This is a genomic window from Clostridium yunnanense (assembly GCF_016595795.1).
GTDB lineage: Bacteria > Bacillota > Clostridia > Clostridiales > Clostridiaceae > Clostridium_AR > Clostridium_AR yunnanense.
Genome location: NZ_JAENHN010000043.1, coordinates 79,512 through 94,478 on the forward strand (window position 1 = coordinate 79,512; position 14,967 = coordinate 94,478).

20 protein-coding genes are annotated in these 14,967 nt (G+C 30.0%); 12 read left to right on the forward strand and 8 right to left on the reverse strand.

Annotation, left to right across the window (positions count from 1 at the left end; translation table 11 throughout):
* Positions 1 to 4: 4 nt before the first annotated feature.
* The 3 genes from JHL18_RS15415 to JHL18_RS15425 are packed head-to-tail and all read right to left on the reverse strand — an operon-like array spanning position 5 to position 3,819.
* Positions 5 to 1,342, reverse strand: a complete 1,338-nt coding sequence (locus tag JHL18_RS15415; protein WP_200270760.1) for a radical SAM/SPASM domain-containing protein — start codon at positions 1,340 to 1,342, stop codon at positions 5 to 7.
* A 21-nt stretch (positions 1,343 to 1,363) separates the two neighbouring features.
* A complete protein-coding gene (locus JHL18_RS15420) occupies positions 1,364 to 2,008 on the reverse strand; it encodes an ABC transporter ATP-binding protein (protein WP_200270762.1) in 645 nt (214 codons plus the stop codon).
* 2 nt (positions 2,009 to 2,010) lie between these two features.
* Positions 2,011 to 3,819 carry an FtsX-like permease family protein gene (locus tag JHL18_RS15425; RefSeq protein ID WP_200270764.1) on the reverse strand — a complete coding sequence of 603 codons (1,809 nt, stop codon included), beginning with the start codon at positions 3,817 to 3,819 and terminating at the stop codon, positions 2,011 to 2,013.
* Between the two features lie 233 nt (positions 3,820 to 4,052).
* Here JHL18_RS15425 and JHL18_RS15430 point away from each other — a divergent pair, with 233 nt between their 5' ends.
* A complete protein-coding gene (locus JHL18_RS15430; RefSeq protein WP_200270766.1) occupies positions 4,053 to 4,454 on the forward strand; it encodes a DUF6608 family protein in 402 nt (133 codons plus the stop codon).
* A 266-nt stretch (positions 4,455 to 4,720) separates the two neighbouring features.
* On the opposite strand, the gene JHL18_RS15435 is transcribed toward JHL18_RS15430, so the two are convergent.
* Positions 4,721 to 5,191, reverse strand: a complete 471-nt coding sequence (locus tag JHL18_RS15435; protein ID WP_200270768.1) for a flavodoxin — start codon at positions 5,189 to 5,191, stop codon at positions 4,721 to 4,723.
* Between the two features lie 309 nt (positions 5,192 to 5,500).
* Between JHL18_RS15435 and JHL18_RS15440 the strand changes: the two genes are divergently transcribed.
* On the forward strand, positions 5,501 to 6,265 hold the full coding sequence (locus JHL18_RS15440) for a MerR family transcriptional regulator (RefSeq protein WP_200270770.1): 765 nt from the start codon (positions 5,501 to 5,503) through the stop codon (positions 6,263 to 6,265).
* Positions 6,266 to 6,420: 155 nt separating this feature from the next.
* Positions 6,421 to 7,041, forward strand: coding sequence for a hypothetical protein (locus JHL18_RS15445; RefSeq protein WP_200270772.1), 621 nt, complete (start codon positions 6,421 to 6,423; stop codon positions 7,039 to 7,041).
* 285 nt (positions 7,042 to 7,326) lie between these two features.
* On the opposite strand, the gene JHL18_RS15450 is transcribed toward JHL18_RS15445, so the two are convergent.
* On the reverse strand, positions 7,327 to 7,740 hold the full coding sequence (locus JHL18_RS15450; RefSeq protein ID WP_200270774.1) for a hypothetical protein: 414 nt from the start codon (positions 7,738 to 7,740) through the stop codon (positions 7,327 to 7,329).
* 625 nt (positions 7,741 to 8,365) lie between these two features.
* Here JHL18_RS15450 and JHL18_RS15455 point away from each other — a divergent pair.
* On the forward strand, positions 8,366 to 9,088 hold the full coding sequence (locus JHL18_RS15455; RefSeq protein WP_200270776.1) for a class I SAM-dependent methyltransferase: 723 nt from the start codon (positions 8,366 to 8,368) through the stop codon (positions 9,086 to 9,088).
* A gap of 237 nt (positions 9,089 to 9,325) precedes the next feature.
* Positions 9,326 to 9,745 (forward strand): hypothetical protein, encoded by a 420-nt coding sequence (locus tag JHL18_RS15460; RefSeq protein WP_200270778.1) that lies wholly within the window; start codon positions 9,326 to 9,328, stop codon positions 9,743 to 9,745.
* A 417-nt stretch (positions 9,746 to 10,162) separates the two neighbouring features.
* On the opposite strand, the gene JHL18_RS15465 is transcribed toward JHL18_RS15460, so the two are convergent.
* Both JHL18_RS15465 and JHL18_RS15470 read right to left on the reverse strand, forming a co-directional pair.
* On the reverse strand, positions 10,163 to 10,324 hold the full coding sequence (locus JHL18_RS15465; RefSeq protein WP_338025473.1) for a DUF2922 domain-containing protein: 162 nt from the start codon (positions 10,322 to 10,324) through the stop codon (positions 10,163 to 10,165).
* 360 nt (positions 10,325 to 10,684) lie between these two features.
* A complete protein-coding gene (locus JHL18_RS15470; RefSeq protein WP_200270782.1) occupies positions 10,685 to 10,948 on the reverse strand; it encodes a hypothetical protein in 264 nt (87 codons plus the stop codon).
* Positions 10,949 to 11,326: 378 nt separating this feature from the next.
* On the opposite strand from JHL18_RS15470, the gene JHL18_RS15475 reads away from it, so the two are divergent.
* The 7 genes from JHL18_RS15475 (at position 11,327) to JHL18_RS15505 (ending at position 13,840) form a co-directional block, all read left to right on the forward strand.
* On the forward strand, positions 11,327 to 11,827 hold the full coding sequence (locus JHL18_RS15475; RefSeq protein ID WP_200270784.1) for a hypothetical protein: 501 nt from the start codon (positions 11,327 to 11,329) through the stop codon (positions 11,825 to 11,827).
* A 47-nt stretch (positions 11,828 to 11,874) separates the two neighbouring features.
* A complete protein-coding gene (locus JHL18_RS15480) occupies positions 11,875 to 12,063 on the forward strand; it encodes a YvrJ family protein (RefSeq protein WP_200270786.1) in 189 nt (62 codons plus the stop codon).
* Between the two features lie 149 nt (positions 12,064 to 12,212).
* Positions 12,213 to 12,437, forward strand: coding sequence for a DUF1659 domain-containing protein (locus JHL18_RS15485; protein ID WP_200267219.1), 225 nt, complete (start codon positions 12,213 to 12,215; stop codon positions 12,435 to 12,437).
* 46 nt (positions 12,438 to 12,483) lie between these two features.
* The gene (locus tag JHL18_RS15490; protein ID WP_200270788.1) at positions 12,484 to 12,699 is read left to right on the forward strand and encodes a DUF2922 domain-containing protein; all 216 of its coding nucleotides are present in this window, start codon (positions 12,484 to 12,486) and stop codon (positions 12,697 to 12,699) included.
* 316 nt (positions 12,700 to 13,015) lie between these two features.
* On the forward strand, positions 13,016 to 13,216 hold the full coding sequence (locus tag JHL18_RS15495) for a hypothetical protein (protein ID WP_200270790.1): 201 nt from the start codon (positions 13,016 to 13,018) through the stop codon (positions 13,214 to 13,216).
* Between the two features lie 184 nt (positions 13,217 to 13,400).
* Positions 13,401 to 13,595, forward strand: a complete 195-nt coding sequence (locus JHL18_RS15500) for a helix-turn-helix domain-containing protein (protein ID WP_200270792.1) — start codon at positions 13,401 to 13,403, stop codon at positions 13,593 to 13,595.
* Between the two features lie 74 nt (positions 13,596 to 13,669).
* Positions 13,670 to 13,840: a hypothetical protein gene (locus JHL18_RS15505; RefSeq protein ID WP_200270794.1), complete on the forward strand. Its 171-nt coding sequence runs from the start codon at positions 13,670 to 13,672 to the stop codon at positions 13,838 to 13,840.
* 235 nt (positions 13,841 to 14,075) lie between these two features.
* On the opposite strand, the gene JHL18_RS15510 is transcribed toward JHL18_RS15505, so the two are convergent.
* On the reverse strand, positions 14,076 to 14,813 hold the full coding sequence (locus JHL18_RS15510) for a GNAT family N-acetyltransferase (protein ID WP_200270796.1): 738 nt from the start codon (positions 14,811 to 14,813) through the stop codon (positions 14,076 to 14,078).
* Positions 14,814 to 14,967: the final 154 nt, after the last annotated feature.

Genomic DNA, 14,967 nt, shown 5'->3' on the forward strand with positions numbered 1-14,967 from the left:
CTACCTAAGACTGGAAGGAGTAGTATATAGTTTTACATACTTCCTTAAGTTCTTTTTTATCTCCCTCACTAAGCCTAGATAAAATCTTTAAGTTTTCTTCTATGATTGCTCTTTGGAAGACGCATCTTTCTTTTAGTACTGAGTTTTCCTTTCCGTTGGTCAATAACTGTAAACCCTTGCACCATATAGTACACAGATTTCTACCAATACAATTTTGGCATTCTTCATTATTAACCCTATTACAGGTATTGTTGTTTGCTTCATATCTAGAAAAACCATTTACAACATCACCGAGCTTATACTTTTCATCATTACAATACATCTGACAAGGATAAACACTTCCATCAGTATCAACTAAAACCATCTTTTCTCCTGCTGCACAACCTCTAGCTATTTGTTTATTTACTATAAATAGCATAGGAGTTATAAATATGGCAGCTGACTTCGAAGTATTTCCCTTATAATATTCATCAAAATAATAGTGAACAAATTCTCTTGCCATACTATCTAACTTTTCATAATCCTCTTCACTAGATATAGCAAACCCTTCAATATCTGTTGTCACGGGACAAACTGTAATATCTGTATTGGTTATTTCGTTTAGTGAATCCATCCATTCCTTAATGCAACCTTTTTTATAGTTATCTAAGTGATTTTTATTAAGGGTCATTTGCATTTTATACGGAATTCCTCTTTCTATTAACTTTAGAGTTGTCTCATAAACCCTATCATAAGCACTATAATTAGATTTTGCTTTAGTGGTTCTACCAAGATCATTTAATGCTTTTGGTCCATCGAGACTTAAGCCTAATTCAATATTGTGCTCCACACAAAAGTCCATTACTTCATCTGTTAGTAACACCGAATTAGTACTAAGACAGATTCTAGGTATTGGAATATTGTTCTCATTAAAAGCTTTCTCCATATATGGAATTACTTCCTTAATGTTTTTATAATCTATTAAAGGTTCTCCACCAAAGAAACTTATTGTATCAATGCCTTCTTTATAATTTTCTAACAAGTAATTTGTTAGATCCTCATATATCCCTCTTGATATGGTTTTAGGTTTTATATTATTACAGCCGTACTCCCCTTCACCTGCAAAACAATATTTGCAACCAAGATTACAAGTTCTTGAAGACATAAGGTTAAGTGAAATCTTCTTTTTACCAGCTGCGCCCTTCATTTCCTTAATGTTATTTTCTCTGGATACATCTATAACCTTGTACAAATCCTCGTCTGTATACTGCGAATTCGATTTATTGATCCTAAAAACTTTATTTGAATTTACATGATATAAGACATCATATTCTTTTTCTTCTACAATAAAGAAATCTCTCATTTTTAGTACCTCTCTCTCTTCTTATTTTGAAATATCAATTACCCTAGTAGCATATTCTGTAACCTTTAAGTCATGGGTTACCAGCATAACACTTATAGATCTTTTTATAGATATTTCTTTAAGTAATTTCATAAAATTTGTTGTATTATCTCTATCTAAACTTCCTGTTGGCTCATCAGCTAAAATTATAGACGGATTCAAGATTAATGCTCTTGCGATAGCTACCCTTTGTTGTTCTCCACCGGAAAGCTCTAATATATTTGCATTTGCTTTACTTTCCAGATTCAATTCCTTCAAAAGATTAATTGCTTCTTCCTTATAACTATCTAACTTCTTTTTTAGTAGATTTACTGGTAATAGGATATTATCCATAACATTTAAAAATGGAATCAAGTTATAATTTTGAAATATATATCCTATCTTCGATAATTTAAAGCTTTCCACATCTTTGGCTTTTAAATTGTTTATATTAACTCCATCAAGTAAGATCTCTCCGCTGCTTGGAACATTTATTCCTCCAACTATATTTAGAAGAGTACTTTTACCACTTCCAGAGGATCCTATTATAGCTACAATTTCACCCTTATCTATAGTCAAATTAAAGTCTTTTAATATATAATTTTTTGCATCATATGAATGACTAATACCTTTCAACTCTATACTCATTACTATTCCTCCTTACCAACTAGCTTTAAAGTCTTACCATTTGTTGTGAATATACTTAAAATTAAAATACTTACTATAGTTATTAATTGAGTAACCAATATAACTGTCATCAAGAATTGATTAGGAATATATATATCTACTCTTACGCCATAAGAAGCTAAGGTAAACATAGGCAGCCCTTTAATTAAGATACCTCCAATGATTATTCCAAGTAATGAACCTAGTATCACAGTTACAATGCCTTCAATAATACTCATTAAAATCACTTTAGATTTTCTAAGGCCTAGGGTTATAAATGCACCGTTATATCTGCTCTTTTCTTCTACAGACATTAAAAACATATTTATGATTAAGAAAACACTTATTGCTAAATACACATATAGAAAGGTTTTGACCATCTCTGTCCCATTTAGAATTCCTGCTTTATATTCTTGAATTAGAGTATCTCTTTCTATAACCTCTGGCTTTGATGCACCTAACTTCGATAGTTGATTTTTAACAACTGCTTCATCGCCCTTTACATAAAACACATTTGATATATTAACTGTGTTAAACATGGCTTCACTTAAAGTGTCTTTAGATACATAAATTTCAGAAAGATTATACGTATATATGCTGCCTACTATTTTAATCTTTAAGGTTTTGTCTAAGACCTTAGCTTGTATTACATCTCCAATCTTAAAACCGTTATTTATTCTTAAAAGTTCTGGAATTATACAAGGTAACTCCGTTCCATCCTTCTTTAATTCTGAAATGCTTCCATTAGCAAAATCTAAGTTCTCATACTTTAAATAATCCTCATTAATTCCTGCAATCAAAACTTTTTTATTGTTTTTATTAAGCTCTCCATTTAATGTTAAACCATTAAAAATCTTATCTTTATTTATTGTAAAATCCTGAACTGGATTTTCTACCTGTATTAATGAATCAAACTTCATATTTTCTGACGAATACTGTACTCCACTGCTTCTCAAAGAATGATACAAAGTAAACATCATAACAATCAAAGCTATGGATAGTGCAATATTTTTAGTGAGGGATATAATCTTTTTAAAGTTAAAGAGTACCTGCTTTAAAGAAATACTTAAATGTGGAATCTTCAAAAGATCAAACAATACTCTCAATATACTAATGATTAGGAATAAAACCGGATTTATCAATATTCCAATACCGATAAACATTGTTATAACAGTAATCTCTTGATGTGTCATAAATAGTGATGTAACTATAAAGATTATCCCTACTATTGCTTGAAGCATATAATTTGCTTTCTTTTTTTTCTTATTTTTAATTTTTGGAGTAAGTTCCTTAAAGACTTTTTTAAATTGAATTGATCCGATAGTAACAAAAATAAAATTACTTATTACAAAGAATATTGCCACCATCCCTAAGTTCATTGATGTTTTCATATTATAATAATTTAAGAATGTATTTGTAATAACTAGTCCAACAAAGAAGCTGATGATGCTAATTATTAAACCTAGAATGATGAGTTCTCCTTTGTACATTCTTCTTATTTTCTTTTTGCTGGCTCCTAAAGTTTTTAAGATATACAGCTCATTTTTTCTCATCTTGTAAAAAATATGAATAACAACAGAAATACTCATATACACACATACAATGAATACTGCTACAAAAGCTACCATCAAAACTATAAAACTATTGTCATCTGAAGCTACATCTTCTTTCATTAAATGACCGAGCACCTGTAATATAAAATATATAAAGCTAAAACCAACGGTACTTAACAACGCCACAATCGAATATTTCTTTTTATTAAACTTTAAACTATCTAGTGCAAATGAAATCATAAAAACCTCCTCCTATTTACTTTATTAGCCTCTCTGTTAATTTCTTTTGCCTCACTTCCATGATTTAATGATACAACCCTTTCCCACTAATTAATTGAACTAGTAAAAAATGAATATTTAATTGTAAAAAACTCAATAGAACTCAAAATTTTACACATTTTTTATGGCATTATTGTATAAATTTTGAAACTGTGTAGATAATATAGCTATATTTACTTGGAGGTATTGTATTATTGAAAAAATTAATTAATTCTTTTTTACTATTTACTGTTATTTTTACTTTAGTAACCCTAGTTAGTTCATCCTGGCAGCTATTAAACGGTGCAACAAGTGATACAAATGGACACATCTTAATTAGAGCTATATTCACTTTCATCGGGGTTTGTTTTTATGGAATCTTTAGATATTTAAATATAAAAAACTCATGGCTAAAATTATTTGTTCAGTACGTAACTTCGATTATATGTATCTTTCTCACAGTTTGGTGTATCGGCTTTATCGGTGAGCTGTCTAAAAATGCATATAGAGATGCTTTTCTAAACTGGACTTTTATTTTCTTATCAGTAGTTATTGTCCAATTTATTATTAAGACATTAAGACATATAAAAAGAGCATCTAGTCCTAATGAAACATAAATCCTCATATATTTTTATACTTTGATGTAATTATGTTTATATTAAAAATAGATATAGACTTTTATATGTCCTATAAAATACTGCAAAAGAAGCTTCGTAGCGTGACTATTTAACTAAAGAAATAGCCTTAAGCTTAATTGCGGTAAATAAAAAATACCCTATAGAGTAGATACTTTTTGAAAAGTCTACCTTATGGGGTATTTTTTTTGTGAGTATGATTATAATCTCTTTAAAGCCAAAGGTCTAACCTATGGTATTACTTCCTACTACTTATATCCAAGAGACTTTAGCCAATTTGTAACCTCTTCAGGCATAGCACCACCATTCACAGCAATTCCAGGTAAAAGAGTAGCTTTTGAGCATTCTTTTGCTATATCATTTTCAATTTGGCAAAATCCACCTCCTCCATGAGTACAAAACGGAATTATCTTTTTCCCTTTAAAATCATGGCTTCTTAGAAAACTCAAAACTGGCGGAGCTATGGTTTTAAACCAGTTAGGTGAACCAATAAATATCGTGTCATAAGCTGCTATTGAATCATTTGCAGATATGAGCTTTGGGCAAAATCCTCTAGAGATTTGATTTCTTACCTCTTTAGCGGCTGTATTATAATCAAAAGAATAATTTTTTTCAGGAATTAATTCTCTTAAGTCACCCTCAGTCTGCACTGCAATTTCTAATGCTAAATTTTCTGTATTTTTAAAAAGCGAATAATATACAATAAGTGTCTTGTTCATATGTTTTATTTCCTTTCTTAAATTTCAATTTGTCCGTTGTTTAAAATAATTTATAACATATTAAATTATAAATAACATAATCAAGTCTTCCATGAATACCCTATAACTTCACATTACGAATTTCATATTACACTATGACCAAAGGTCATAGTCAAGTGAATTTTATTATGGTAAAAATTATGTGGCATAAGCATACAGAGTATTATATAATACAAAAATGAGGAAACTAGATAGATAAATAAAGCACTGAGCTTTGGATAAAATTTTACCTATCTTAAATTATTCTTGAAGGATTAAAGGATTTTAGAAATGAAAACACAATTTTTCACAGTTAAAGATATCGTAAGGATAACAGGTGTAACTGCAAGAACCTTACACTTCTACGATAAAATAAATTTATTAAGACCAACCCGTTTAGAGGATAATGGCTACAGATCTTATAGCAGAGAAGACATAGAAAGACTTCAAACCATTTTATTTTTAAAAGAAATGGATTTATCTTTAAAAGAAATAGCAGATATTATGAAGCTATCAAAAGAAGAACAAAGACAAATCTTAAAGCTGCATCATCAAACCTTATTAGCAAAACAGAATCGTCTAGTTACAGTTATTAATGCATTAGAGGATTATGTATCAGGAGCTGACATATTCAATTTGAATATCTTTAATAACTCGCCAATTTTACCATTACAAGAACAATATAAAAATGAAGCCAAAGTGGTATATGGTGAAACCAAAAAATACAAGGAATATGAGAAAAACCTAGAAAAGCTATCTGCCGAGGAAAAAGAAAAGCTATCATATGAATTTGCATCCAATATGGAAAAAGTATTCAAAAAGCTATCAAACCAAATTCATAACCAGCCTTCCTCTGACGAGGTTCAGAAATTAATCGCAGAATGGAAAAGTTACCTAGAACAAACTATGACATGTGATACAGAAATATTGAAATGTATTGCTATTAACTATAAATCAGATAAGAGATGGAAAAACTATTTTGCACAATTCACTGATGAAGATTTGAGTGACTTTGTTTATAATGCAATTATGTATTATTGTAATGCTAGGGGTTAGCGATAAGGCATGCTTTTTCTTTGTTTTTAAAGTTCTTTATAGAATTAAATATAAGTATTTTAAAGATACCGCATACTCATTTTAATAATGCGGTATCTTTATGTGAAATATTAAGAAAAATATGAATGATACATATAAAAAGGGGACATGTTTACATGGAAGCACTATTTCAAATCATATATCCAGTGATATATTTTATTGGACCTATTACATTAATTATCACTCTGTATATTCTTTATAAATTAATAAGAAAAATCGATAATATGCTTAATGGCAAGCTTAGCAGAATATATGCTAGCTGGAGAAATATGAGCAAAGCAAAAAAGAGGGTTTGCTATTTATTTCTAGGTGCATTATTAGTTGGATACCTCTGTTATGATATGATTTACTTGCCAAATAAGAATTACAAGTTTGCTATATATGAGGTCCAATCTATGGGAGGAAACACTTTAGAAGGCACCACACTTAGTTACAAGCCTTTTCTCACAGAAGATGATATAAAATCATACGACTGGAATAATCATACCTTTGAACTAAAAAAACATATTAGGAACTATTCAAATGAAGCAAAAAAACTTGGATATAATAACAGAGCTTTTGTACTAGTAGTTAATGGAGAGAAAATATATATAGGTGGTTTCTACAAAGGTGGTCCTAATATATATTTAACTTTGGATAATAAAAAAGGATCTTTATTCTACACAGGAGCTGAAGGCTATGATACAAGATCAGATGAGCGTATATACAAGGTTCTCAAGGCCTGCGGTAAACTATAGCGTTAATAATATATAATATTTCATGCATTTATAAACTCTATTTCGGCCATAAATTCACCACACTTTTTCACTCAATTATAATAAAAAAGAAAACACCTGCTATTTTAAAATAACAAGTGTTCTTATAATTTTAATATTCCTATAAAACGCGCAATTAATTTCAATAAATTGCATTTTAACTATATCAGTATACTTATTTGGTGAGGTTACATACGAAAGTCTCCTCACCTTTTGTCGTCGTTATTATTACTTTTTCATTTTAACCGTTGTAGTTGTTCCCATAGCTTAAGCTTCGTAGCTTAATTCGCCATTTTGGTATGTAATTTTTTTAGTATCATCATTGGAAGCCATCAAAGAACTTTTAGTTTTAGTATGGTCATTTTTTGAAGTCCAAGAATATGGTTCGTCAGCTGTTGTTGGAGCTTCAAAAGAACCAGCCCAATAAAGTGATTTTGTATTACCTTTATCACTTACCCAGTAAATTTCAATGGTATCACCGCTTATTGTTGCAGTTTGATAACTGTCGGCAGATTTGCTATTGTCTTGTTTCCAATCACCCTTCAAATCAGGTATTTCCTTTTTAGCGGTAGTACTAGCAGTGCTAGTGCTTGTAGATTTGGAGCTTGAGCTACACCCAGTAAATACTGTTAATAGCAGAGCCACGCAAATACTAATTGTCCCCAGTTTCTTCATTTTCATTTACATCATCCTCCTGTTTCTTAGTACAGTCTTAAAGACATACCACTCCTAACCGAAATCTATTTTTAAAACTCTCACGGCTTTTGGTTAGAGAATTTAATAATAATAAATTTCAATATGAGTGGTACATCTATATAACTTAATCCATAAGTCACCATACCATTTTCATCATCTTCACCAAAGCCACATTTAATATTTTTATACCCATAATGTGGACATGTTATGCAGGTGTTACTATTATATCCACATTTCCAAAGAAATGTCAAACTCCATCCTGTTAATAATTGTAACAGCCAATACAATCATATATTAGTGATCCTACTCTACTTTTCTGTTCACAAGTCACCCACCTTTTACCACTTTTTCATAACCTTGAGTCTATTTATTGTACTGCGTACAGGTTTGTTTTTTTTAATCTGATATAATATAAATAAGAAAAGCTTAGTCTTAATTTTTTAAGTGATGTATCACTTGTCTAAGGCTATTTTTATAGCCCAAGATACCGGATCATAATCATTAGTTTACTTACAAAATATGTTATAATAAAATTCAGAATAACTTTGTCTATTACACAAATAGTAAATTATCACTCTGGTAAAAAAATGCTTTATGGGAGGATTAATACATGAGTGGAAATATAAATGTTCATGGGTATCTTGATACGGTAAATGCACCGTGGGGAAAATTGTTTTATAAGTTAGTATGGCATAACATAGACTGCGAAGGTAAGAGAATACTTGATTTTGGAAGTGGATTTGGGATTACTGCTGACTATTTTGCAAAGAACAATGATGTAACTGCAATTGAACCGAATGAGGAAATGATTAAACATAGATTTTGTAATAATGAGTATAGCCAAATTGTTGGTGGGATAGATGAGCTTAGGAAATTACCAAGCAAGTCCTATGATGTGATTATATGTCACAATGTTTTTGAATATTTGGATAACAGAGCAGAGTTGCTTTGTGAGTTCAGCCGTGTGTTAAAGCTCGATGGATTTGCATCCATTGTTAAGCACAATAAAGCGGGTAAAATAATGCAAAAAGCAGTGTTTGAGTATAAAATTAACGAGGCATTAGAATTAATTAATAATGGAAATGCTGTATCGGAAAACTTTGGAACAATAAACGAATACGATAATTATGAGTTAGAAAAGTACTGTGAAGGTTCATTTAAAATATATAAAATATACGGTGTGCGAATGTTTTTTGGTTTGCAAAGAAATGAACTAAAAAATGAATCTGATTGGATTTCAAGCATGTATAATCTTGAATGTACAACAGAGGAAATACCTGAATTTAGAAATATCGCATTTTTTCATCATGTTATTCTTAAGCGTACAACGTAATATTCCAATTGGTATTATCGAGATTAAAATTTAAAAACAGAAAAAATTAGGTGTATTTTTAAGGAAGATTATTTTTTCGAGGCAACCAGAAATGATAAGTATGACCATTGTATTTCGTTTAATAAATGTGAAGGAAATGTTCAAGTATCGTTAAAAACACCAACAAATAAACAAAACATTGAACATTTTATAATAAAAGCATTTATATTTTAATAATTTAATTCTATGAGGTGAAAAATGCAACTAGATGAATATTCAATGATTTTCTCTAAAATATTATATTCAACATTCCCTGAATTTGAACAATACCAACAGATTAGAGAATATTCTGGACTTAATGAGGCTTACTTAATAATAGAAATACCCTCCCCTTCAAATAATGACAACGTTTTGTGGATATCAACCTGTGATGAAGAAATAACAGTTGGATTTGATTGGTATCATACGCATTTTGGTTATTCAGAAACAGATGAAGAGGATTTTAAAATAGCAATTGACCATATAAGAGATATAGTGGAAGAAAAAATAGCTATTGTAATTGTAAAGAAGAATGATTCATGGGTGAGAAGCTCTATTATCACAGATAAGGATTTGCCATTACTTAATGAAGATGAGACAATAGATATAAAATCATGGAATGGAACATATTTTAATTAAGATATGTTGCCAATTAGTACGTACATTATGAAAAAATTATAAAGAAAGGATAAATTAAAAGTGAGAGAATTAGATAAAAAAATAGATTTAAAAAAATTATCACCTATTATACTTCTAATTACTATGACTCTTTTTTTATCTATTGAAAATAGAAAGTTAAAAGGCCTTGCTTTGTTAATTGGAACAATTATATTTATTTTTGCTAGTAGGTATCCTAATAAAAGAAGTAAGTCGTAACTTTCTTATTTAACGTCAAATAACTAAAAAACTAGTAATTAATTAAAACACTTCATTATTCAAAATTAAATTTCACTTCGTAATTCAAGAAAAATATGCCCCATACATAAAAAAGCAACCTGATCTGAACCACTTAATCTCCTCGATAAAGTGCATTCACTCTCAGGTTGCTTTCCCTCTCTACCCCACCTTATAATCATCAACATTCTTAGTTATAATCTGAGCTCCAGACTTCTGAATAAGTTTGCCGCCAGAACTATAGAAGGCATCTTTGCTTATTATGACATCCATAGCCTTTGATATTTCTTCAGCTGTTAACTTATCCTTAATACCTTTTGAGATAGATTGATTTTATCTCCGCTTTCATTCTTAAAGGTAAGAACTATAGATAAACCAGTTCCAAATAGAATCTATATTTGATAATCCTATTACCATTTATAGTTATCAGAATTATTATTTAGTTTTATTACATAGAACTGGATTATCTATTCCTCTGAACTGATAAACTACTTCAGTCATTAAACTCCAAATAAAGCTTTCGATGGTTCTACGAAGCTTTATTTGGATAAATTCTAATATGAAGTAGTTTATCTATAAGTACTTTGTTACCAATTATCTTCACCCCTTTCCTTAAAATTTGATGTTCTTTGTTTATTGGAGGATGTGAAAAATATAGCTATTCTTTTTCTTCTTATTAAACCTTTAGTCAGCTTGCCCAAATTCATCTTCAAAGCTAAAGCTGTTTATGACCTTTGTTGTCTTTGCAGTATAGTCTTCAGCAAGTTCATCAAGCTTGTGGCAGATATACTTTAGGGAACAGCCTTCACAATCTTTTATCACCTCATTTTCTAACAGTGAGCAGCCAAGCTCCTGCCCGTAGGTTGAGTTTCTTATCGCTAATGCTATCTGCATTTTATCAAGGCTTCCGCCCTCTTCTGAATTAATTAATAACGAATCCTTAACCATAAAACTATTCCTCTCTTTCACAATTAATAAAGCATTTTCATTCTTCTAATTAAGATATATGCCTCTAAGCGTGATTTTTAGGGTTTATTTATATAAATATAAAATCAAAAATTCATATAGTCATAAAATCATTTAATTATAAAATCAAAAAATTAAAAAATTAAAAATTTATGTAAATATATAGTATTCATGCGGGTTTGCACAGTCTTTTCACTATTTCAAACTAATTTCCCCCCTTAAATTTATACAGCTGAGGCATATAAGAATTTATAGATAGATTAGTCTCAAATATTTAAAGACCAGACCAACTAAAATATAATTCAGCAATATTATCACGAAGTGATACATAATTTAGAAAAAAATTTGGAGGACATACAAATGGCTAGAAGAAAATCAAAAGCTTTCACTATAGACAAGGATGATTTGGCTTATGAAGAAGAGATGGACATGAATGGCTTTATAGAAACAGAGATAGTAGGTACTCCAGTTGCTACCTTTAGTTTTTGTGAAGAAACTTCTGCTGCTCCATTAATTAATGAAGCTCCTTCTTCTATAAGTGAAGACAAAGCTAATAACAAAATCGTGTTAAATCTCACAAATAACAACCAGGATAAAAACATTGCCAAAAAGTCCAATCTTAAAAATTCTCTTATTGATAACAGAACCCTTAAGTCTCAACCTAACGGCATAACCCCTCCTATTGATGGAGAGGCTTTCACAATAACTCGTAGTTTTAAGTTTAGAGTATCTACGGCAAGGCTTCTAAATGAAATTAAAGCAGCACATCCTGATCCTAATGCTTATCTCAGCACTATAATTGATGCAGCAGTAAAAAAATATCATGAATATATCTTCAAAGAAGGTGGTAATTTCCTTTAATTTTTCACTAGCGGCATATATCCCTTATGAAAGGTGGTGATTTAAATATGGAGGTTACTGATTTAGTAAATGTAATTGCCAACACTGGATTTCCAGTTGCTATAAGTGCGTATCTACTTATAAGGCTTGAGAAACAAATTGTTGGGTTAACGTCTTCAATCAATAAACTCAATACTATAATCTCAACTAAACTTGGTGTGGTTATTGATTATTCAAATGAAAACAAAAGTGCTTAAAAACATTAATCAAAAAATCTATAACTACTCTACAGAAAAAAAATATTATAATTTCCCAAAACTTTTTCACTTCGGCATATATCTTAAGTGAAAGCAAAAAAACTTAAAGCTTTTGCTTTACAACTAAACTTTAAAAGGAGGAAAACATTATGGCAGTAAACAAAGTTTTAGACTCAACTTCATTTGCAATAGAAGTTGAAAGTGGCACAGACAAGCTAGGTGCAAAAATCTACAGAAAGAAGTCTTTCTCAGGAGTTAAGAAATCAGCGACACCTGAAAATGTATACGCTGTAGCTGAAGCAATCAAAAATGTCTTAAGTGCTGACACCAGAGACTACTACTTAAATGAAGCATCAAAAATAGTAAATGCATAGCAGAAATCTTAACCACCAAATTTAATTGAAAGAAAGGAGAAAAATCATGGAATATACTCTAACATTAACCTTCGTCAATGCTGCTGGGGACAAGTCAAACCTAACCATATCAGGTGCTAAAGCTGGTGTAAGCAAAGATGAAGTAAATAGTCTTATGGACACCATCATAGCTAAGGATATATTTGAAAATAAAGGTGCTTCTTTAGTTTCAAAGTATGGCGCTCAGATTACTCAGAGACAGACTACTAAGTTTGATCTTTAATCAGAAGTTTCATAAAAGGTTTAGCTAACTTAAGAGAACGTCAATCACAATTATATTTAAGAAAAAATTACCCCCTGTCAAGTAGACAGGGGATAATCTATTTTAAGGCTCCGTAAAACTAAGTTTTGTAAGAATATTGAACTGTCATTTAAATAAACAATACGCCTTTAACATTCAATATTGCTGCTAAGAAATAATATCAGAATCCTCGAATAATCTTAAATCATATAGAATTACTTAATACTAAATGATATAATTACAAGTAATTTCATTAGAATGAAGGATATAACAAATTATATATAATGGAGAGTTGATTATGAATAAAGACATAAAAATGAATTATATATCTTTAGCTATGGCTATTTTTTTTACTTTTATTATGGGACTTATATACTTCTTACTTAGGAAATCAATGATTTTTCCATTAAAGGTAGTTTATACAGTTCTTGCATTAGTTTCTTTTGTATTAATAGTATTTAATATTATTATGATAATAAGAAAGTCAAACATAAAATAATAGGCGAAATTGCTCATCTATCTTTATCTTATTCCTTTTCATTAAATAATCACCTCACTTTTCTTAAAATTATGTTCTTAAGTATTCTTGCTTTGTATCTTTTCAGCAGAATAGATATTCAAATTGTGTAAACTTGGCCTTACAATTATATTGAGGTTTTTAATTTACGGGAAATTTAGATAGAATGCTAAGACTTAGAAGAAGTGAGCTTAACCTTAGCCTTAGAGACGCAGCAAAACTTATCGGAATAAGTCATTCATATTTAAGTACGCTTGAAAAAGGAGTTGATCCAAGAAATGGTTCTCCAGTTAAGCCTACTCCTGAAACATTCAAGCTTATAAGCACTGCTTACGATGTTTCCTATGACTTTGTCACCTGAAAATTGGTCTGAGTTGACTTTCTTTATTAAAGAAATGTTATCTATTTCTAAAAGAATTAACTAGGAGGTAAAGTATGATTTTAATAATTGCTTCACTAATAACAGGATATATAGGTCTTAATATAGGCGGGATGATCGGTGGTGAAATATTTATGTATTTATTTGGACTCGTAGGAGTTTTAAGCCCTGCTTTATTCGTTTTAGAGGACATATATAGAGAAGTTAGAAAGTCAAATAATACGTAGTCAACCATGTTAATACACTTCAAAAATCTTAATCTGCTTATTTCTAAAGCACCCCTGTTTTGATTAACAATTTCATTACCTTAAATAAGATTGTTAATATGAGTCAATCCTACTTTTCAAAAATTAGACAATCTATTATCAAATAACCAAAAACGCCTAGAAGGATTTCTCTATCTAGGCGGACGCTTAAATTTATTTATTTATTTATGATTCTTATTTAATTAACTTTGGATTTTTATAACACCAAATTTTTTATCAAATCATTATAGACAGAACTGCCATCAAGAGTATTTCCGTAGGTGTCTACCCATCCTGGCATATATCCACTGCGGCTTGCTACTATCTGTGATCCAATATTAGTTACAGAAGCTGAATAAAAAGGAACAACTCCTAGCTCCATTATATCCACTGTTAGATTAGCCACTAGTGCTGCTCCGATACCACCTCTTCGATATTCAGGCTTCACATCCACACCTACTTCCCATAAGCTGTTTGTTTCTGCACTGGCACCTGCCACTCCAATAATTTCATTATCTTTTTTTGCAAGGAAGATAATATCTGCTCTGGTATGTGCATTATCATCAAATGACAGTGAATTATCAAAACCTTTGATATACTTAAGTTTCTGAATATCGCTACCTTTAAGTAGTTCATAAGAATAATCCTTAGGAAGTGGTAGCCTCTGAACCTTTTTTACATCCGGAATAAAGTGGATTGTCTGACCATAAATAAAAGGAAACTCAAATATCTCATCACGGTTTTTATCTGTTAATGCTTCCTTGACCTTTAAATGCAAAGCTTCAGAAGTACATATAACTACGCATTTGTTATATGTCATAATTTTAATATATGGTAGCTCACTCCTACTATTTATGGTAAAAAAATTCTGTTCTTTTTCCAGCTCTGCCACTTTACAAAAAAATTGTTCTGCCAAATATGTCTTAATTGTCATATCAATAAATGATTTTTCCATTAGTATTAACCCTTTCTTAACATAAAAAATCTGCTAAAATATCTGTACTTCTATATAAAATATAATTTCCTAAAGAATAAATTAATTTACAGGACAAATTACTATTTTTAGTATACTAAAAATTTTTCTCTATTTTTCTACTATTATAACATAT